This is a genomic window from Janthinobacterium sp. GW822-FHT07A03, assembly GCF_058798815.1.
This window is the reverse complement of the sequence record NZ_JBXAKW010000009.1, coordinates 300,842-319,198: the sequence shown is the minus strand read 5'-3', so window position 1 is coordinate 319,198 and position 18,357 is coordinate 300,842. Positions and strand designations below refer to the sequence as shown.

Annotated in this window: 17 protein-coding genes and 2 tRNA genes; 8 read left to right on the top strand and 11 right to left on the bottom strand. The window is 63.8% G+C overall.

Annotated features, from left to right (window positions below; all coding sequences use genetic code 11):
* From AC1RJW_RS24760 to AC1RJW_RS24740, 5 genes are all read right to left on the bottom strand, one after another.
* Nucleotides 1-77, bottom strand: a tRNA-Met gene (locus tag AC1RJW_RS24760).
* Nucleotides 78-136: 59 nt separating this feature from the next.
* A tRNA-Met gene (locus AC1RJW_RS24755) sits at nucleotides 137-213 on the bottom strand.
* A 240-nt stretch (nucleotides 214-453) separates the two neighbouring features.
* The gene (gene miaA, locus AC1RJW_RS24750; protein ID WP_493047297.1) at nucleotides 454-1,401 is read right to left on the bottom strand and encodes a tRNA (adenosine(37)-N6)-dimethylallyltransferase MiaA; all 948 of its coding nucleotides are present in this window, start codon (nucleotides 1,399-1,401) and stop codon (nucleotides 454-456) included.
* Nucleotides 1,402-1,527: 126 nt separating this feature from the next.
* Complete coding sequence (gene mutL / locus AC1RJW_RS24745; protein ID WP_493047296.1) at nucleotides 1,528-3,429, bottom strand: DNA mismatch repair endonuclease MutL; 1,902 nt, start codon at nucleotides 3,427-3,429, stop codon at nucleotides 1,528-1,530.
* A 38-nt stretch (nucleotides 3,430-3,467) separates the two neighbouring features.
* A complete protein-coding gene (locus tag AC1RJW_RS24740; RefSeq protein ID WP_493047295.1) occupies nucleotides 3,468-4,406 on the bottom strand; it encodes a peptidylprolyl isomerase in 939 nt (312 codons plus the stop codon).
* A 248-nt stretch (nucleotides 4,407-4,654) separates the two neighbouring features.
* Between AC1RJW_RS24740 and AC1RJW_RS24735 the strand changes: the two genes are divergently transcribed.
* On the top strand, nucleotides 4,655-5,305 hold the full coding sequence (locus tag AC1RJW_RS24735; RefSeq protein WP_070223029.1) for a VTT domain-containing protein: 651 nt from the start codon (nucleotides 4,655-4,657) through the stop codon (nucleotides 5,303-5,305).
* Nucleotides 5,306-5,513: 208 nt separating this feature from the next.
* A complete protein-coding gene (locus AC1RJW_RS24730; protein ID WP_493047294.1) occupies nucleotides 5,514-6,494 on the top strand; it encodes a carbonic anhydrase in 981 nt (326 codons plus the stop codon).
* Here AC1RJW_RS24730 and AC1RJW_RS24725 read toward each other — a convergent pair.
* The 3 genes from AC1RJW_RS24725 to tsaE are packed head-to-tail and all read right to left on the bottom strand — an operon-like array spanning nucleotide 6,491 to nucleotide 9,191.
* Complete coding sequence (locus AC1RJW_RS24725) at nucleotides 6,491-7,327, bottom strand: D-hexose-6-phosphate mutarotase (protein WP_493047293.1); 837 nt, start codon at nucleotides 7,325-7,327, stop codon at nucleotides 6,491-6,493. The two genes, AC1RJW_RS24730 and AC1RJW_RS24725, sit on opposite strands and share 4 nt — an antisense overlap.
* A gap of 14 nt (nucleotides 7,328-7,341) precedes the next feature.
* Nucleotides 7,342-8,739, bottom strand: a complete 1,398-nt coding sequence (locus AC1RJW_RS24720; protein WP_493047292.1) for an N-acetylmuramoyl-L-alanine amidase — start codon at nucleotides 8,737-8,739, stop codon at nucleotides 7,342-7,344.
* Entirely contained in the window at nucleotides 8,703-9,191 is a 489-nt protein-coding gene (tsaE, locus tag AC1RJW_RS24715; protein WP_070312279.1) for a tRNA (adenosine(37)-N6)-threonylcarbamoyltransferase complex ATPase subunit type 1 TsaE, read from the bottom strand. Before tsaE ends, AC1RJW_RS24720 begins: the two co-directional genes overlap by 37 nt.
* 78 nt (nucleotides 9,192-9,269) lie before the next feature.
* On the opposite strand from tsaE, the gene queG reads away from it, so the two are divergent.
* The gene (gene queG / locus AC1RJW_RS24710; RefSeq protein ID WP_493047291.1) at nucleotides 9,270-10,361 is read left to right on the top strand and encodes a tRNA epoxyqueuosine(34) reductase QueG; all 1,092 of its coding nucleotides are present in this window, start codon (nucleotides 9,270-9,272) and stop codon (nucleotides 10,359-10,361) included.
* A gap of 7 nt (nucleotides 10,362-10,368) precedes the next feature.
* On the opposite strand, the gene AC1RJW_RS24705 is transcribed toward queG, so the two are convergent.
* Entirely contained in the window at nucleotides 10,369-10,746 is a 378-nt protein-coding gene (locus AC1RJW_RS24705; RefSeq protein ID WP_493047290.1) for a DUF3052 family protein, read from the bottom strand.
* A 209-nt stretch (nucleotides 10,747-10,955) separates the two neighbouring features.
* Here AC1RJW_RS24705 and AC1RJW_RS24700 point away from each other — a divergent pair, with 209 nt between their 5' ends.
* Both AC1RJW_RS24700 and AC1RJW_RS24695 read left to right on the top strand, forming a co-directional pair.
* Nucleotides 10,956-11,516 carry a PadR family transcriptional regulator gene (locus tag AC1RJW_RS24700; RefSeq protein ID WP_493047289.1) on the top strand — a complete coding sequence of 187 codons (561 nt, stop codon included), beginning with the start codon at nucleotides 10,956-10,958 and terminating at the stop codon, nucleotides 11,514-11,516.
* A 22-nt stretch (nucleotides 11,517-11,538) separates the two neighbouring features.
* Nucleotides 11,539-12,366, top strand: a complete 828-nt coding sequence (locus AC1RJW_RS24695) for a siderophore-interacting protein (protein ID WP_493047288.1) — start codon at nucleotides 11,539-11,541, stop codon at nucleotides 12,364-12,366.
* A gap of 82 nt (nucleotides 12,367-12,448) precedes the next feature.
* Here the strand turns inward: AC1RJW_RS24695 and AC1RJW_RS24690 are convergent, their stop codons facing one another.
* On the bottom strand, nucleotides 12,449-13,033 hold the full coding sequence (locus tag AC1RJW_RS24690) for a response regulator transcription factor (protein WP_070287725.1): 585 nt from the start codon (nucleotides 13,031-13,033) through the stop codon (nucleotides 12,449-12,451).
* Between the two features lie 32 nt (nucleotides 13,034-13,065).
* Nucleotides 13,066-15,084 (bottom strand): sensor histidine kinase, encoded by a 2,019-nt coding sequence (locus AC1RJW_RS24685; protein WP_493047287.1) that lies wholly within the window; start codon nucleotides 15,082-15,084, stop codon nucleotides 13,066-13,068.
* Between the two features lie 136 nt (nucleotides 15,085-15,220).
* Between AC1RJW_RS24685 and AC1RJW_RS24680 the strand changes: the two genes are divergently transcribed.
* The 3 genes from AC1RJW_RS24680 (at nucleotide 15,221) to AC1RJW_RS24670 (ending at nucleotide 18,181) form a co-directional block, all read left to right on the top strand.
* Nucleotides 15,221-16,213, top strand: a complete 993-nt coding sequence (locus AC1RJW_RS24680) for a TRAP transporter substrate-binding protein (RefSeq protein ID WP_436480631.1) — start codon at nucleotides 15,221-15,223, stop codon at nucleotides 16,211-16,213.
* A gap of 118 nt (nucleotides 16,214-16,331) precedes the next feature.
* Entirely contained in the window at nucleotides 16,332-16,904 is a 573-nt protein-coding gene (locus AC1RJW_RS24675; RefSeq protein ID WP_230539953.1) for a TRAP transporter small permease, read from the top strand.
* Nucleotides 16,901-18,181: a TRAP transporter large permease gene (locus tag AC1RJW_RS24670; protein ID WP_326458024.1), complete on the top strand. Its 1,281-nt coding sequence runs from the start codon at nucleotides 16,901-16,903 to the stop codon at nucleotides 18,179-18,181. Before AC1RJW_RS24675 ends, AC1RJW_RS24670 begins: the two co-directional genes overlap by 4 nt.
* Nucleotides 18,182-18,357: the final 176 nt, after the last annotated feature.

Genomic DNA, 18,357 nt, shown 5'->3' with positions numbered 1-18,357 from the left:
TGGTGGTGATAGGTGGACTTGAACCACCGACCCCAGCATTATGAATGCTGTGCTCTAACCAACTGAGCTATATCACCAAACAGACCGGTCAGACCGGATGCTGGTTTTGACCAGGGGAAACCTGATCGATGTTCTTTGGTGGTGATAGGTGGACTTGAACCACCGACCCCAGCATTATGAATGCTGTGCTCTAACCAACTGAGCTATATCACCCAACAGCCGAGCATTATCCAGTCTTCCCATTTCCTTGTCAATGCCGGCGCAAAAAAATGTGCGGATTTTTCACGCGCCAGCACAGGCATGATTATTTTTGCAATGGTGTCAGCAACGGCTGGATCTGCGCCAGCATGGCACCGGCCGGATCAGCACCCAGGCAATCGACGACGATGCGCTCCGGCATCGCGCGCAGCCTAAGTCGAGGCTAGCGCTTGGCCAGTTGTTGTGTGGCGACGCTTATGTCAGCAAAGGGATGATTTGTGCCAGCATGGTGCTGGCCGGATCAGCGCCCAGGCAATCGATGACGATGCGTTCCGGCATCGAGCGCAGCCAGGTCAGCTGGCGCTTGGCCAGCTGGCGCGTGGCGATGATGCCCGTCTCGCGCAGGGCGGCGCGGTCGATACGGCCATCGAGGTACTCCCAGGCCTGGCGGTAGCCCACGCAGCGCATCGAGGGCAGGCCCGGATGCAGGTCGCCGCGTCGGCGAAGCTGCTCCACTTCATCGAGCAGGGCGTCGTCTTTCAGCATGAGGTCGAAGCGCGTGGCGATGCGCGCATGCAGCACGGCGCGGTCGGACGGTTCCAGCGCAAACGATTGCAGCTGGAACGGCAGCACGGTTTTTTCGCGGCGGTCCAGCAGGGCCGACATGGGTTGGCCGGACAGGGCGATGATTTCCAGCGCGCGGCCGATGCGTTGCGCATCTTGCGGCGCCAGGCGCGCCGCCGTGACGGGGTCTTGTTGCGCCAGGCGCGCATGCATGGCGGGCCAGCCGATGGCGGCCGCGTCCTCTTCCAGCCGGGCGCGCAGCACGGGATCGGCGCCAGGCAAGTCGTCAAGGCCATCGGCCAGGCCCTTGAAGTACAGCATGGTGCCGCCGACGAGCAGCGGCAGCTTGCCGCGCGCGGAAATTTCCGCCACCAGGCGCAGGGTATCGTTGCGGAACTGCGCCACCGAATACGCATCGAGCGGGTCGATGATGTCGATCAAATGATGCGGTACCTGGGCCAGTTCTTCTTGCGACGGCTTGGCCGTGCCGATATCCATGCCCCGGTAGACGAGGGCGGAATCGACGGAAATGATCTCGGCCGGGATCGCTTGCGCGATGGCCAGCGCACTGGCCGTCTTGCCGCTGGCCGTGGGGCCCATGATGGCGACGGCCAGGGGGAGGTGAGGGGTGTTTTGCATGTTGGTTTTGTATGATGTGGTGCAAAAGAGACTGGCAAAACGTTCAGGGCAAGGCGCATTGCCGAAGACAGTACGGCTAGTACGGCGAGGCAGTGCAACGCCGCCATGGACGTTTTTCAGGCTCTTTTACTGGCCGCGCAGGAACAGCTTGTCTAGCGCGTTGATCTCGACCTGCACCCACGTGGGCCGGCCATGGTTGCACTGATCGGCGCGTTCCGTGCTCTCCATCTGACGCAGCAGGGCATTCATTTCCTGTACCGATAAAATCCGGTTGGCGCGCACGGCCGTGTGGCAGGCCAGGGTGCCCAGCAATTCGTTCTGGCGTTCGATCAGCACGCGCGAGCCGCCGTATTCGCGCACGTCGCGCAGCACGTCGCGCGCCAGGGTCTGCGCGTCGGCGTTCTTGAGCAGTGTCGGCACGGAGCGCACGGCCAGGGTGGTGGGCGACAGGGCGGCGATGTCGAAGCCCAGCGCTTTCAAGGTGTCCTGGTTTTCATTCGCCGTTGACACTTCGATGGCGTCCGCATAAAACGTCACGGGTATCAGCAAGGATTGCACCTGCATGTCGTGGCCGGAGACCTGCGCCTGCAGCGCGTTTTTCAGCTGTTCGTACAGGATGCGCTCGTGCGCCGCGTGCATGTCGACCAGCACCAGGCCCTTGGTGTTTTGCGCCAGGATATAGATGCCGTGTAGCTGGGCCAGGGCAAAGCCCAGCGGATATTCTTCGCGCGCCATCGCTTCGGGCGAAGCGATGTACGGCTCCACCTGCGTGATCGGCGAGGATGCGCCGCCGCCGAACAGGGCGCCGTAGGCGGACGTGTCCTGCGCCACGCCTGGCGCATCGGCAAAGAAGGGGCGGGCCGCACCGGGCGAGGCGGGTGCAAAGGTATTCGTAAATTGCGCATCGAACGAGGTTTGCGTCTGTTCGCGGCGCCAGATGCCAGGGCCGCCGGGAGCCGTACCCGCATCGCCGCCCAAGGTGGAGGCGGCCGGCAGCGGTGCCGGCACGCTGCCGAAGGCCGTGGCCGACGTTTGCGCCAGCGCGCGCTGCACCGCGTGGAAGACGAACTGGTGCACGGAGCGGCTGTCGCGGAAGCGCACTTCGATCTTCGACGGGTGCACGTTGACGTCAACCAGCGCCGGATCGAGGTCGAGCGCCAGCACGTACGACGGGAAGCGGTCGCCATGCAGCACGTCTTGATACGCCATGCGCACGGCGTGCACGAGCAGCTTGTCACGCACGAAGCGCCCGTTGACATAAAAGAACTGGCCGTCGGCGCGCGCCTTGGACGCCGTCGGCAAGCCGGCAAAGCCGTGAATGCGCAGGGTACCGGCAGATTCGTCCAGCGCCAGGCGCGCTTCGGCGAAGTCATTGCCCAGGATGTGGGCGCTGCGCTTGGCCAGTTCGCTGATATTCCACTGGTCGATGGTGCGGCCGTTGTGCGACAGCGAGAACGACACGTCGGGCCGCGCCAGCGCGATGCGGCGCACGACTTCGGCGCAGTGGCCGTACTCCGTCTGCTCGGATTTGAGGAATTTGCGCCGCGCGGGCGTGTTGAAATACAGGTCCTGCACATCGACCGTGGTGCCGTGCGCGCCCGACGACGGCGAAACGCTGCCGTTGTGCGAGCCGACGATTTCCCACGCGTGCGCGGCGTCGGCCGTGCGCGAGGTCAGGGTGACGGCGGCGACCGAGGCGATCGAGGCCAGCGCCTCGCCCCGGAAGCCCAGGGTGCCCACGTTTTCCAGGTCGCTTAATGACGCGATCTTTGACGTGGCGTGGCGCGCCAAGGCCAGCGGCAGCTGGTCTTTATCAATGCCGCGGCCGTTGTCGGTAATCGCGATGCGTTTCACGCCCCCTTCTTCCAGCCGCACGGTGATCTGCGTAGCGCCCGAGTCGAGCGCGTTTTCCAGCAGCTCCTTGACGACGGCGGATGGCCGCTCGACCACCTCGCCGGCGGCGATTTGCGAAATCAACTGGTCAGGCAGGGCCTGGATCGGGCGGTGGGGCGTGATGGGAGCGTTCATGCCCTGATTATAGCGGGTTGCGAATTGTCGGGCACCGGCTACTTCGCCACCTCCCGTACCGGTATCGGCGCATTGCACAGGTCGACGTGGCCGGCCGTGACCTTGCTCCACGGGCCGCCGCGGTGGCGCTGGGCTTCCAGCACGGCCTGGTAGGCGGCGCTGTCGGTGCGCATCACTTCCAGGTGGCTGCGCTGCTCCGGTGGCACGCTGGCAGCCAGGCGGATGGACTTGATCGGCACGTTTTTCTCGGGGTTGTCGTAAAAGCCCATGGGCGCCGTGCCGCGCGGCAGGGTGGACAGCAATGGCATGCCGGAGACGACCCTGCCGACGACCGTGATGTCGCGATCCAGGTGGCGCGGCGACTGGCCGATGACGGCGTACAGCTCGGTGCCGCCGCCGCTGTCGCTGGCGCTGTCGCGGCCCACGCCCACGGTGGCATAGCAATGCGTGAGCCAGGCCGTGCCGGTTTTCGGGTCGCGCGCGGACGGAAAGCCGTTCGAATGGCCCACCTGCGGTGCATAGCCGTCGACGTCCGGCAGGCGCGTGAAGCTCTTGACGTTTTTCAGGGGGACCGTGAATTCGCCGGGCAGGGTGCGCTGGGCATGCTGGATCGGCTTGGGATGTTTCTCGTTCGGATCGCCCCACTGCGCCACCCAGTTATCCTGCGCGCGCGTGATGGCCAGGCCGTCGTAATACTGTTCCGCCACCAAGGCCTTGATGTTGGCCACGTGCTTCGGTGCGAAGTCGGGCGCCAGTTCGATCACCACGCGGCCGGCGGGAATGTCCATATATAAGGTGTTGTCCGGGTCCAGCGCACGCCAGTCGGATGGTTTCGAGGCCTTGATCACGTCGGCCATGGTCGCCTTGGCGGGCAGTTCGGCGGGCGCCTTGATCTGGACAGGCGCCGCGTTGGCCGTCAGATGTGCAAGGCCCAGTACGGTGGCCATGGTCAGGCCGCTCAGTGGGTGTCGATACATGTTTTCTCCTGGTGGGCGCGGGTTGCGCCGTGCAGAAAGTGTATACCGGAATGGCAATATTTCGTTGTAAAAACATTGCAGATGGCAATCCTGACCGTTGCCTGCCGAGACGGCGTTTCCTTAACCTTTACTTAAAATGCCACATCGCCAAGGGCGCTGCCGAATTAATCACGAAATATCGGCCCGGGGACTGCCGTTGCGCTGGCCGGGTGGTGTATGATTCCGCCGCTACCTTTAGGGAAAAATATATGGATTTTGTGCAATTCCTCGACATGATCGTGCATGTCGACAAGACGCTGGGTCTCTTGATCGAGCAGTACGGTACCCTCGTGTATGCAGTGCTGTTTGCCATTATTTTTTGCGAGACAGGCCTCGTGGTGCTGTTTTTCTTCCCTGGGGATACCTTATTGTTTATCGCCGGCGCGTTTTGCGCGACGGGACAGATGCACCTGGGCTTGCTGATCGCGCTGCTGGTGACAGCCGCCGTCACGGGCAACACGCTCAATTACTGGATAGGCGAAGCCATCGGGCAAAGGGTGTTTACCCACGATTACCGCTGGATCAACAAGGATGCCATGCGCCGCACGCATGAATTCTTTGAAAAGCACGGTGGCAAGACCATCATCCTGGCCCGTTTCGTGCCGGTGGTGCGCACCTTCGCCCCGTTCGTGGCCGGCATTTCCGACATGACGCATGCGCGCTTCCAGATGTACAACGTCACGGGCGCCCTGTTGTGGGTGGTCGGTCTGGTGACGGCGGGCTACTTCTTCGGCAATATCCCGTGGATCCGCGACCACCTGACCTTGATCGTGCTGATCGGTGTCGGCGCCGCCGTCGTGCCGGTGGTACTGGGCGGCTTGTGGAAACTCTATAAGCGCATGGTCGGCAAGTCGGCGTAAAGCCGCATGGATCCGGGGCAAGCGCGCTGCGGCACAGCCCGCAGCCGGCCCCGGATCCCGTTTTTCTCTGCGTTGTTTCTGTTTTACTCCCGCGCTGATTCAAGTTTTGTTGCTTTCCAGCCGTAAACCAGAGGGTATTCTCACTTTCTGGATTTCCATGCGACATTTGAGCGCCCTGTTAGCTTGCAGCCTTGCCGCGATGGCGGCCATGGCAAGCGCCAAAGATGCCCCCGCTTCGGCGAGCGCCGCCGCCTCCGCGCCCATGTCGGCGTCGGCGCGCGCGGCCGCCATGAAAACCCTGACCGAATCGGTAAAGGGCAAGGAAGCCAAGGCGCCTGTCGTCGTCGCGCCCACGGCGCGCGAGAAGGAAGAAGCGGCCGAGGTCGACCTGTCCGAACGCATCGCGGCGCGCCTGGCGGAAATGCGCGCCACCCAGGCGGCCCGCGCCGCCGCCCGCGCCAAGCGCGCCGCCGTGGTGAAGGCCGCCCCGCCGCCACCGCCGCCCGTGGCGCGCGGCACGCACTGGTCGTACGAAGGCGACAGCGGCCCGGCCAACTGGAGCAAGATCAATGTCGACTGGGCCAAGTGCGGCAATGGCAACCGCCAGTCGCCGATCGATATCCGCGATGGCATGAAGGTGGAGCTCGAGCAGATCAGCTTTGACTACCACCCGTCGTCGTTCAATGTGGTCGACAATGGGCACACGGTGCAGGTGGGCGTGAGCGGCGGCAATTACATCACGGTGCAGAACCGCATGTTCGAACTGCAGCAATTCCATTTCCACCGGCCGTCCGAAGAGCGCATCAATGGCAAGGCATTCGAGATGGTGGTGCACCTGGTGCACCGCGATGCGGAAGGGCGGCAAGCCGTGCTGGCGCTGCTGCTGGAGCGGGGGGCGCCGCAAGCGACCATCCAGACCGTGTGGAACAACCTGCCGCTGGAAAAATTCGAGACCATGCAGCCGACCATTTTGCTCGACCCGGCCGAGATGCTGCCGGCGCGGCGTGATTACTACACCTACATGGGATCGATGACGGAGCCACCTTGCAGCGAAGGCGTGCTGTGGCTGGTGATGAAGCAGCCGGTGCAGGCGTCGCCGGCGCAGATGGCGCTGTTCAGCCGTTTGTATCCGCTCAATGCGCGCCCGATCCAACCTGCGAATGGCCGCATCATCAAGGAATCGAATTAAATAAATTCAAGGCGCTGGCGCCCGGTCCATGCGGCGCCGGCGGCTAGCGTATCGGGCTGGATCAGGGCCGGCTCGATGCAGATGAAGCGCTGGTATTCGTCGTCGGCCAGGTCGGGCAGGGCGGCCGCGTCTTGCGCGCCCGGGTTCCACACGACCGCGTCAGTAAAGCCCTGCTGCTCCAGGCGCAGGGTGGCGGTGCCCGCCTGCAGGGTCAGGGCGCCCGGCAGCTGGTAGTAGATGCGGTCCAGCTTGTCCGAAAATTGCAGCACCTCTTCCGCCTGCAAGGCATCTTGCGGCGTCTCGTCCGAATAGCGCACGCGCTGCAGGCCGCCAATGCGCGCCTCGCTTAATTGATCGATCGCAAAATAGCTGTGCAGGGCGGCCGAAAATGGAAACGCCTGCTCGCCCGTGTTGTGCACGGACAGGTGCAGCTCCATCACCTGTGCCTTGACGGCCACGCGCAGGCGCAAGGTGAAGGCCCAGGGCCAGCTGGCGGCGATCGCCTCCGGCAGGTCCGTGTGCTGCAGGCTGAATTGCGCCCATGCGGCGCCATCGGCGTCGCCCGTCGATTCCAGCTGCCAGGTCGCCACGCGCGCAAAGCCGTGGCGCATGCCCGTGCCGCGCGCGCCGAACTGGGGGAAGATCACGGGCACGCCGCCACGGATGGCGCGGCTGCCGTCGAGGGCGGAATCGCGGCTGCAGAACAGGCGCTCCTGGCCATCGCTGGTTTGCCACGAGACCAGGTGGCCGCCGTACAGGGTGACGGTCGCCTGCGCGCCATCGGCGGCGCGGATGGTCACGGCCGGCAGCTGGCCAAAGGTGCTCTTGCTCATGCTAGGCTTTCATGTCAGGTCAAACGGCTTTTCGCCAGCGGCGGATTCTTGGCAAAGTAATTCTTGATGCCCGTGACGATGGCGTCGGCCATCTGGTCCTGGTAGCCGTTGTCGGTCAGCTTGGCTTCTTCCTCCGGATTCGAGATGAAGGCCGTCTCGATCAGGATGGAAGGGATGTCGGGCGCTTTCAGCACGGCGAAGCCGGCCTGCTCGACGGAGCCCTTGTGCAGGCGGTTGATGCCGCCGATTTCGCGCAGCACGGCCTTGCCCAGCTTCATGCTGTCATTGATCTGCGCCGTCGTCGACAGGTCGAGCAGCACGCTGGCCAGCTGCTTGTCGTGGTTCTTCACGTTCACGCCGCCGATCAGATCGGCCTGGTTTTCCTTGTTGGCCAGCCAACGGGCGGCCGTCGAGGTGGCGCCTTTTTCGGACAGCACGAAGACGGACGAGCCGCGCGCCGTCGGCTGGATGAAGGCGTCGGCGTGGATCGAGACGAACAGGTCGGCCTGCACCTTGCGCGCCTTTTCCACGCGCATGCCCAGCGGAACAAAGAAGTCGGCGTCGCGCGTGAGCATGACGCGCATGTTCGGCTGCAATTCCAGCTTGGTCTTGAGGCGCTTGGCGATGGCCAGCACCACGTCTTTTTCGCGGCTGCCGCGGCTGCCCATGGCGCCCGGGTCTTCGCCGCCGTGGCCGGGATCGAGGGCGATGGTAATCATGCGCACCACTTTCTGGCCCGGCAGGGGGCGCGCTTCGGGGCGCTGCTCCGGACGCAGTTCGGGCACGGGCGGCACGGTGGGCGTTACCGGCGTCACGGCGGCCACGGGCGGCTTGCCGCTCTCGGGCAGCGGCAGCGCGGGCGGCGGCGTATGCGTGTCGGCCATGGGCGGCTTGGCCGGGTCGCTCGACCAGTCGCCCTTTTCGATCATCTGCGCGATCAGGTCCGGTTCGCGCACGGGATACAGGTCGAAGATCAGACGGTGGTTGTAGGAGCCGGCCGGCGGCAGGGTAAACAGCTGCGGCGTGACTTCCTCTTTCAGGTCGAACACGAGACGCACGACATTGGGCCGGTTCTGGCCCACGCGCACCTGCTTGATGTACGGGTCGTTCGACTGGATCTTCGCCACCAGGCCCTTCAAGGTGGGATTGAGTTCCAGGCCTTCGATGTCGACCACCAGCCGCTCCGGGTCCTTGACGATGAAGTGGGTCGCCTTGAGGATGCTGTCGTTTTCCAGGGTGACGCGCGTGTAGTCCTCGGCTGGCCAGACGCGCACGGCGAGAATTTGCGCCGCCATCGCCGACATCGGCGCGAACACGGACAACAGCAGGGTGCCGCCGGCCTTGAGCACCGTGCGCCGGGTGATGGGCGAGGAGATCAAAGGTTCGGGGCGAATTTGAGACGGTGAAGGCATGACAGACCCAATTCAGAAGACGCTTGCAATTCTACATCACGTCCTGTACCCGCAACGTTCAAATAAATATTCAGGTCGGCAGGCGGCAGCACCGGTTCGGCTTTCTCTGGCCATTCGACGATGCAGATATTGCGCCCGTCGAAGTCTTCGCGAAAGCCCGCGTCGAGGAATTCCTCGGCGCTGCCCATGCGGTACAGGTCGAAGTGGATGACGTTGACGCTCTGGCCGTCGAGCCGCACCGTGTACGGTTCGGACAAGGTGTAGGTGGGGCTTTTGACGTGGCCCGCATGGCCGGCCGCGTGCAGCAGGGCGCGCGTGAGGGCCGTCTTGCCGGCGCCCAGGTCGCCGTGCAGGTAGATCGCCAGGCCCGGCGCCAGCGCGCGCGCCAGCGCGGCGCCCAGCGCGGCGGTGCCGGCTTCGTCGTGGAGGTGGGCTGTGAAGTGTTCGGTCATTATCTTCCGTATCGCATAAAATGGAGGCTGCTGTCATTGTAACCGCCCGCGCGCCTGCCGTTTTCCGTAAAGTCCCCTATGTCCGCCACCGTCACCGATCTCGCCGTCCTGGCGCGCACCATCAAGGAATGGGGGCGCGAACTGGGTTTTGCCGAGGTGCGCATCGCCGATGTGGACCTGTCGCACATGGAAGCGCCCTTGCAGGCGTGGCTCGATGCAGGGTATCACGGCGAAATGGATTACATGGCCAGCCACGGCATGAAGCGCGCGCGCCCGGCCGAGCTGGTGCCGGGCACGGTGCGCGCCATCAGCGCCCGCATGAACTACCTGCCGCCGGCGCTGGGGCCGGACTGGCGCGCGCACGAGGCGGCGCGCGATGCCGACCCTGCGGCGGCCGTGATCTCCGTGTATGCGCGTGGCCGCGACTACCATAAGGTGATGCGTTCGCGCCTGCAGCAGCTGGCCGACCGCATCAAGGGCGAGATCGGCGACTTCGGCTACCGCGTCTTCAGCGATTCGGCGCCCGTGATGGAAGTCGAGCTGGCGCAAAAGGGAGGCTTGGGCTGGCGCGGCAAGCACACCTTGCTGATCAACCGCCAGGGCGGTTCCTTCTTTTTCCTCGGCGAGATCCTCATCGACGTGCCGCTGCCCGTCGATCCGCCCGAAACGCCGCGCTGCGGCCAGTGCTCCGCGTGCATCACGGTGTGCCCGACGCAAGCCATCCTGGGGCCGTATCAGCTCGACGCGCGCCGGTGCATCTCCTACCTGACGATTGAGCTGAAAGGCGCCATTCCCGTCGAGATGCGCCCCTTGATCGGCAACAAGGTGTACGGCTGCGACGACTGCCAGACCGTCTGCCCGTGGAACAAGTTCGCCCAGCGCGCCGTCGTGCCCGATTTCGACGAGCGCCACAGCCTGGGCAGCGCCGGCATGGTGGAACTGTTCGCCTGGACGGAAGAGGAATTCAACCGCCGCATGGAAGGCAGCGCGATCCGGCGCATCGGCCACGAACGCTGGCTGCGCAACCTGGCCGTGGGCATGGGCAACGCGGCGACAAAGGCCCGGGGCCAGGCCGACATCGTCGCGGCCCTGCTGTCGCGCCGCGAGCACCCGTCGGCCATCGTGCGCGAACACGTCGAATGGGCGCTGGCGCTGCACGGCATCGCTTAGCCTCGTTTTACGCCTGCTTCAGGCGCAGCGCCGACCAGTCGGCGTCGATGGCGACCATCGCCACGCTGTCGAACCCTGTTTCCTGCGCATACAGGCGGATATCGTCGCGATGGATATCGCTGCCCGCCTTGATGCCACCCTTGCGGTACGCCACCCAGACCGCGCCGCCGGGCGCCAGGCGCGCGTGCGCCGCCGGCAGGAACTGCTCCAGTTCCGCGCGGCTGCGCGCGAACAGCAGTATCCAGTCGGCGCGCTCTCCTTCACCCACCCGCCGCTCTGCCGGCAATTGCGCCAGCAAGGCGGCATGCTCGCCGTCGTCATTGAGCACGGCCAGGGCTTTGGCATTTTTTACATACATTTTTTCAGCAACGGTTTTGTCAGGCATGGCATGGGCGTGTCGATTGAGGAAAGACGAGCATAACAAATTTCTCCTTGACTTATCGATATATCGTTATAAAATGTCGATACCTACTAACGATATATCTTTAAAGAGAGAACATGAGAAACTCACACCACGCAGAACACGGCCACGGCGGCCAGCATCACCATCACCATCACGGCGGGCATCGCCACGAACACCATCACGAATACTTCATGCATGGCCGCGGCCCGCGCGGCCCGCGCGGCTTCGACGAGCGCGGCGACGGCATGGGCCATGGCGGCCCCGGTGGCCGGGGCGGGCGCGGCGAACGGGCCGAGCGCGTCTTCGGCCGCGGCGACCTGCCCCTGATCGTGCTGGCGCTGATCGAAATCAGCCCCCGACATGGTTATGAAATCATCAAGGCCATCGAAGAGCGTTGCGGCGGCGCCTATGCCCCCAGCCCCGGGGCCGTGTATCCGACATTGACCCTGCTGGAAGAGCAGGACCACGTCACGTCGGGCGAAAGCGCCAGCGGCAAGAAGCTCTACACGATCACGGACCTCGGCCGCGTGTATCTCGACGAGAACCGCGCCCAGGTGGACGGCATCCTGGCCCGCCTCGACATGTTTGCCCGCGTCCAGGCGCGCAACGCCTTGCCCGAGCGCGTGCGCCAGGCCATGCACACCCTCAAGCATGCGCTGTTGCTGAACAAGACCAACTGGAGCGACGCGGAAGCCGAGCGCGTGTCCGCCGTGCTGGAACAGGCGGCGCACGCCATCGTCGACGGCCACTGAGCCCACTTTACAAGGACAAGCAATGACTACCGCCTCACCTGCAACACCACGCTCGCACGCCATCGAGCGCGTGCGCCACGATTTGAAACTGCGCGTACTGACCGTCGTGCGCACCGAACAGCTGACGCCGCACATGCGCCGCATCACGCTGGCGGGCGATGACCTGGACGGTTTTGTCTCGCCGGCGCACGACGACCACGTGAAACTGTTCTTCCCCGCGCCGGGCCAGACCACGCCCGTGTTCCCCGTGCTGGGCAATGGCGCCAATCCCATCCAGTATGCGGAAGGGCCGCGCCCCATCGCCCGCAACTACACGCCACGCCGCTATGACGCCGAGCGGCGCGAGCTGGAAATCGACTTCGTGCTGCATGGCGACGGGCCAGCAGCCAGCTGGGCGGCGCAGGCCGCGCCCGGCCAGACCCTTGGCGTGGGCGGGCCGCGCGGCTCGATGCTGGTGCCGCTCGATTTTGACTGGTATGTGCTGGTGGGCGACCAGACGGCCTTGCCGGCCATTGCCCGCCGCCTGGAGCAGTTGCCGGCCACGGCGCGGGCGATTGTCGTGATCGAAATCGTCGAAGACGGCGAACAGATCACGCTCGATAGCGCGGCGCAGCTGGACGTGCGCTGGGTGGCGCGCAATGGCCGCAAGGGACTGCTGTTGCTCGACGCCTTGCGCCAGATCGCGCTGCCGTCAGAGGGCGACGGCTACGTATGGGTGGCGTGCGAACATGCGCAGGTGCAGGGCTTGCGCGGGCATTTTATTGAAGCCGGGGTGCCGAGGCAGCACTTGCATGTGGCCAGCTACTGGAAGCATGGGGCGGCGGAGCATCACGAGCATCATGACGAGTGATTAAGGTCGGGGTCAGACCACCGGATGCGTTGGCACAGAGCTTGACGCCAGCGGCATGGGGGGGCTGACCCCAGATTTCAGCCTACTTCAACAACCCCGCCAGCTCCACCGCCGTCTTGACCTGCATCTTGTCGAAGATATGCGCGCGGTGGACTTCCACTGTGCGCATGCTGATGCCCAGCTTGTCGGCCACCACCTTGTTCATCTTGCCCGCCAAAATCAGGTCCAGCACTTCGCGTTCGCGCGTCGACAGGGTGGCCAGGCGCGCGTGCACGGCGGCCAGTTCGCCGGCCTGGCGCGAGTTGGCCAGGCCCTGCTGCACGCGGTCCATCAGGTCGTTGTCGTTGAACGGCTTTTCAAAGAAATCGAAGGCGCCCCGTTTCAGGCTGTCGACGGCCATCGGCACGTCACCGTGGCCGGTGAGGAAGATCACGGGCAGGCGCGCCGTCAGGTCGCGCTTGACCAGCTGGTCGAACAGGGCGATGCCGTTCATGTCGGGCATGCGCACGTCGAGCAGCACGCAGTCGCCGGCGGCGTCGAAGCCGCCGTCTAGGCTATCGAGAAATTGCTGGGCGCTGGCGTAGCTGCGCGCCTCGATGCTGCGCGAGGCGGCCAGCCAGGACAGGGAGTCGCGTACGACTTCTTCGTCGTCAATGATGTGCAGCATGGTGTCTCCGGATTGTCGTTATGCGTTATTCGTTAATGCGAGTGCGGCGCGCGCGGCGCAGCCGGCACGCTGAATGTAAAGATGGTACCGCCAGCGGGATTGGCGCCGAAGGTCAGCGCGCCGCCGTGAAATTCGATGGCGGTGCGGCAGATGTTCAGGCCCATGCCCATGCCTTCGGACTTGGTCGAGAAAAACGGCGAAAACAGACGCTCGGCCACGTCCTGCGCAATGCCGTGGCCATGGTCGATCACGTCCACCGTCACCATGCCCTGCTGCGCGTCGTGGCTGGCCCGCAGGCGCATGATACGCCGTCCCGGCGCCGCATCCTGCATCGCCTCGATGGCGTTGCGCGTCAGGTTCAGCAGCACTTGCTCGATCATCACGGGATCGGCGCGCAGCAGCGGCAGGTCCGGCGGCAGCTCTTCCTGGATGGTGACATAGTATTTGCGCGCCTGCAGGTCGATCAGCGCGCGGATGCCGTCGATCAGGGTGCGGATGGCGATATCCTGGCGCTGCGGCTCGCTCTTGCGCACGAAATCGTGCACGCTGCGGATGATCTGGCCGGCCCGCTGCGCCTGCGCGCTGGCCTGTTCCAGCGCCGGCTTCAGGGTGGCCGGCTCGACGGGGGCGCCGCTGTCGATGGCGCGGCGGATCAAATTCAAGGCCCCTGTCGTGTAGCTGGAAATGGCCGCCAGCGGCTGGTTCAGTTCATGCGCCAGCATCGACGCCAGCTCGCCCATGGTGGCCAGGCGCGAGCTCGTTTGCAGTTTTTCCTGCTGCTGGCGATTGAGCTCCTCGACCCGCTTGCGGTCCGAGATGTCGAGCACGGAACCCATCCAGCCCGTCTGCTGGCCGTTCTTGTCCACCAGCGGCGCTTCGAAGATCAGCACGGGCACGCGCGTGCCGTCCGGGCGCTGGAAATAGGTTTCGAACTGCGGCGTGGGATTGCCGGCCAGGGCCTTGACGAAGCGCTGCTGGTATTCCTCCAGCGCCTCGGGCACCCAATAGGGCATGGGCGGCAGACGGCCCAGGATTTCCTCGGGCGGATAGCCGACGATCTGGCAAAACGCCGGATTCACGTAGGTGACGCGGCCTTCCAGGTCGCGCGCGCGCATGCCCGTCACCAGCGAATTTTCCATCGCCGTGCGAAACAGCATCTGCTGGCGCAGCGCGCCTTCGGCCACCAGGCGGCGCGAGATGTGGCGCCACAGGGCCAGCAGGCTCCACAGCAAACCCAGCGACAGGGCGATGACGGAGCCGACCAGCAGATTGGGCAGCAGCTTGGGCTGGCTTTTCACGCTGTCGGTAAACAGGGTGATGGTGGCGCCGGGCACGTCGAGCGCGCGCTTGTGCGTGTACACGCCGTGGCCGGGGCCGGCGGCGGCGCGCCGTGCCAGCACCTTGTCGTCGCGGTCGATCAGCGCAATCTGGTTGTCCTGCGCGAACCACCACGGCACCATTTCATCGAGCAGGCTGCTGATCTGGTAAGTGGCCACCAGGCTGCCCACGTAGCGCTGGCCATCGAACAGGGGCTGGTGGTAATCCATCAGCATGGCGCCCGGCGGCGCGTCGGGAAAGCCGCTCTGCTGCGAGGGCTGGGCGTATTGGCCCCGGTGCAGGCGGCGCGCATTGTCGGCCGCCGTCAGCGAGGCGGGCGAAAACGCCAGCGCGTGCGGCAGATTGTTGTCGCTGGTGGCCAACACCTTGCCGCTGGTGTTCAGCCACAGCACGCGCTGCAGTTCGCGGCCATTGCGCAGCATCTGCTGCAGCCGTTCGTGGACTTTTTCCGCGCCCAGCGAGGCGCTGGCGATGTCCACGCCCAGGTTGAACAGGCTTTCCTCGTTGCGCGCCAGCTGGAAGCGGATGGTCTGCTCCACCCACAGCGTGTCGGCGATCAGCTGCTCCTGGCGCTCGTTGCTCTCCATCTGGCGCGCCTGCCAGGGCAGCCAGAACAGGATGGAGAGGAACAGCAGCAGCAGGATGACGGGCAGCAGCCAGCGCATCGGGCTCGATAGCTTGAAGCGGCGCGCAAGGGTGGGGGGAGTCGGCATGGCTGGCAGGGTAGCGGCTTATCGGGAACCGGCTATTGTGGTTAACCACAATAGCCGAGGCAGTTTCTTTGGCACAATATTCAAGTAGACAAATAATAAAGTTTTTCTAAAAACCATTCAGGAGACAAAAATGCAGATGAAAACCATGTTCGTCGCGCTGTGCGCGGCCATTGGCGCCACCGCCGGCGTGCACGCTTACGCGCAAGCGCCCATCGTCATCAAGTTCAGCCACGTCGTGGCGACGGACACACCCAAAGGCCAGGCCGCCGAACGTTTCAAGCAGCTGGCCGAGAAAGCCACGAATGGCAAGGTCAAGGTCGAACTGTACCCGAACAGCCAGCTGTACAAGGACAAGGAAGAACTCGAAGCCCTGCAGCTGGGCGCCGTGCAGATGCTGGCGCCATCGCTGGCCAAGTTCGGCCCGCTGGGCGTGAAGGAATTCGAAGCGTTCGACCTGCCCTACATCTTCCCCACCAAGACGGCGCTGTACAACGTCACCGAAGGCGAAATCGGCAAGAGCCTGCTGAAGAAACTCGAACCCAAGGGTATCACGGGCCTGGCCTACTGGGACAACGGCTTCAAGGTGATGTCGGCCAACAAGCCGCTGCATACGCCGGCCGACTTCAAGGGCCTGAAAATGCGCATCCAGTCGTCGAAGGTGCTCGATGCGCAGATGCGCGCGCTGGGCGCCAACCCGCAAGTGCTGGCCTTCTCGGAAGTGTATCAGGCGCTGCAGACGGGCGTGGTCGACGGCACGGAAAATCCGCCATCGAATATGTATACGCAAAAGATGCATGAAGTGCAAAAGCACGTGACCGTGTCGAACCACGGTTACCTGGGCTATGCCGTCATCGTCAACAAGAAATTCTGGGATGGCTTGCCGCCCGATATCCGCGGCCAGCTGGAAAAAGCCATGCGCGAGGCGACCACGTTTGAAAAAGCCATCGCTCAGCGCGACAACGACCAGGCCCTCGACGCCATCAAGAAAGCGGGCAAGACGCAGATCTACACGCTGACGGTGCAGGAACAGGCCGAGTGGCGCAAGGCGCTGGCGCCCGTGCAGAAGGCCATGGAAGGGCGCATCGGCAAGGATCTGATCTCGGCCATCAACAAGGAAAGCGCGAAGTAAGCCGCATGCTGTAGCGCGCCGCCTGGCGCGCCAGGCAGGGATGCCCTGCCACTTGCTTGAATGACTCCTGCGCGTCCTGCGCGGGAGTCCGTGTACCCGCATTCTTTGAAAGTCCACCATGAAATTTCTGGATCACCTGGAAGAGTGGCTGATCGCGTCCCTGATGGGCGCCGCCACCTTCATCATCTTCGTCGCGGTCGTGCACCGCTACCTGGCAGGCTTGCCGATACCGGGCCTGCAAGACTTCCTGATTCAAATCAATACCAGCTGGGCCCAGGAACTGTGCATCTACATGTTCGTCTGGATGGCCAAGTTCGGCGCCGCGTATGGCGTGCGCACGGGCATCCACGTGGGCGTCGACGTCCTGATCAACCGCATGAATCCGCGCTGGCGCGACCGCTTCATCGTCTTCGGCCTGGCCGCCGGCGCCTTGTTTACGGGCATCGTCGGGACCCTGGGCGCCAGCTTTGTGTGGTCGATCGGCCACACGGACCAGACTTCGGCCGACATGGAAGTGCCGATGTGGCTGGTTTACCTTGCCGTGCCGCTCGGTTCCTACCTGATGTGCTTCCGCTTCCTGCAGGTGATGGTGCATTTCATCAAGACGGGCGCCTTGCCGAAACACGACCACTCGCACGTCGAGGGGCTGGAAGATGAATTGACGGCGGAAGAAAAAGGAGCCAAGGCATGAACGCGCTGATTATTTTTGTGCTGCTGCTGGCGCTGATGCTGACCGGCATGCCGATCTCCATCTCGCTGGGCCTGACGGTGCTCACTTTCCTGTTCACCATGACCAGCGTGCCCATCGAATCGGTGGCCCTGAAGATCTTCACGGGCATCGAGAAATTCGAAATCATGGCCATCCCGTTCTTCATTTTGGCGGGCAACTTCCTCACGCATGGCGGGGTGGCGCGGCGCATGATCAATTTCGCCAGCTCCATGGTCGGCCACTGGCATGGCGGCCTGGCGCTGGCCGGCGTGATGGCGTGCGCGCTGTTTGCCGCCGTCTCCGGCTCCAGCCCCGCCACCGTGGTGGCCATCGGCTCCATCATCCTGCCGGCCATGGTCAAGCAGGGCTATCCGCGCGGTTTCGGCGCCGGCGTCATCACCACCTCGGGCGCGCTGGGCATCCTGATCCCGCCCTCGATCGTGATGGTGATGTATTCCGTCAGCACGAACACCTCCGTAGGCAAGCTGTTCATGGCGGGCGTGATTCCCGGCATGATGCTGGCCATGCTGCTGGGCCTGACCACGTGGTTCTTGGCGCGCAAGAATAACTATCCGCGCATGCAGAAGGCCAGCTGGAAGGAGCGCTTCGTGACGTTCAAGAAGAGCGCCTGGGGCTTGCTGCTGATCGTCATCGTCATGGGCGGCATCTATTCGGGCGCCTTCACGCCCACGGAAGCGGCCGCCATGGCTGCTGTGTACGCTTTCATCATCGCCGTCTTCGTCTACAAGGACTTGAAGATCAAGCAAGTGGGCAAGGTCTTGCTCGATTCGGCCGCCATGTCGGCGATGTTGTTGTACATCATTACCAATGCCGTGCTGTTCTCGTTCCTGATGACCAGCGAAAACATCCCGCAGGCGATGGCCGAATGGATCACGGGCAAGGGCCTTGGCGTGATCAGCTTCTTGCTGGTGGTCAACGTGTTGCTGTTGCTGGCTGGTAACGTCATGGAGCCGTCGTCGATCGTGCTGATCATGGCGCCGATCCTGTTCCCCGTCGCCATGAAGCTGGGCATCGATCCTGTGCACTTCGGCATTTTGATCGTGGTCAATATGGAAGTGGGCATGTGCCATCCGCCCGTGGGCTTGAACCTGTACGTGGCGTCCGGCATCACCAAGATGGGCATCTCGGAGCTGACCGTGGCCGTGATGCCGTGGCTGCTGACGATGCTGGCCTTCCTGGGCTTGATTACCTACGTACCACAAATCTCGCTGTGGTTGCCAAATTTAATTTACAACTAAAACAGTTGTCCCCGTCATGGTGCAAAAAAAGTCGATCCGGCCGAATAAATGCGCTATGATGGGCAGCCTTAAGGGGAAACACGTATATGCATATGCGCCCCGGTAGCAAGGCTGAAATACAGAATTGGCAACAAGGTTAGTGGGGGAGTGGTCTATAAAAACGGTATTGATACCGG

Excerpts from the sequence above, each read along its gene's own strand:
- miaA (WP_493047297.1), bottom strand. The coding sequence starts at position 1,401 with ATGCAAAACACCCCTCACCTCCCCCTGGCCGTCGCCATCATGGGCCCC.
- mutL (WP_493047296.1), bottom strand. The coding sequence starts at position 3,429 with ATGAACGCTCCCATCACGCCCCACCGCCCGATCCAGGCCCTGCCTGAC.
- AC1RJW_RS24740 (WP_493047295.1), bottom strand. The coding sequence starts at position 4,406 with ATGTATCGACACCCACTGAGCGGCCTGACCATGGCCACCGTACTGGGC.
- AC1RJW_RS24735 (WP_070223029.1), top strand. The coding sequence starts at position 4,655 with ATGGATTTTGTGCAATTCCTCGACATGATCGTGCATGTCGACAAGACG.
- AC1RJW_RS24730 (WP_493047294.1), top strand. The coding sequence starts at position 5,514 with ATGGCAAGCGCCAAAGATGCCCCCGCTTCGGCGAGCGCCGCCGCCTCC.
- AC1RJW_RS24725 (WP_493047293.1), bottom strand. The coding sequence starts at position 7,327 with ATGAGCAAGAGCACCTTTGGCCAGCTGCCGGCCGTGACCATCCGCGCC.
- AC1RJW_RS24720 (WP_493047292.1), bottom strand. The coding sequence starts at position 8,739 with ATGCCTTCACCGTCTCAAATTCGCCCCGAACCTTTGATCTCCTCGCCC.
- tsaE (WP_070312279.1), bottom strand. The coding sequence starts at position 9,191 with ATGACCGAACACTTCACAGCCCACCTCCACGACGAAGCCGGCACCGCC.
- queG (WP_493047291.1), top strand. The coding sequence starts at position 9,270 with ATGTCCGCCACCGTCACCGATCTCGCCGTCCTGGCGCGCACCATCAAG.
- AC1RJW_RS24705 (WP_493047290.1), bottom strand. The coding sequence starts at position 10,746 with ATGCCTGACAAAACCGTTGCTGAAAAAATGTATGTAAAAAATGCCAAA.
- AC1RJW_RS24700 (WP_493047289.1), top strand. The coding sequence starts at position 10,956 with ATGCATGGCCGCGGCCCGCGCGGCCCGCGCGGCTTCGACGAGCGCGGC.
- AC1RJW_RS24695 (WP_493047288.1), top strand. The coding sequence starts at position 11,539 with ATGACTACCGCCTCACCTGCAACACCACGCTCGCACGCCATCGAGCGC.
- AC1RJW_RS24690 (WP_070287725.1), bottom strand. The coding sequence starts at position 13,033 with ATGCTGCACATCATTGACGACGAAGAAGTCGTACGCGACTCCCTGTCC.
- AC1RJW_RS24685 (WP_493047287.1), bottom strand. The coding sequence starts at position 15,084 with ATGCCGACTCCCCCCACCCTTGCGCGCCGCTTCAAGCTATCGAGCCCG.
- AC1RJW_RS24680 (WP_436480631.1), top strand. The coding sequence starts at position 15,221 with ATGAAAACCATGTTCGTCGCGCTGTGCGCGGCCATTGGCGCCACCGCC.
- AC1RJW_RS24675 (WP_230539953.1), top strand. The coding sequence starts at position 16,332 with ATGAAATTTCTGGATCACCTGGAAGAGTGGCTGATCGCGTCCCTGATG.
- AC1RJW_RS24670 (WP_326458024.1), top strand. The coding sequence starts at position 16,901 with ATGAACGCGCTGATTATTTTTGTGCTGCTGCTGGCGCTGATGCTGACC.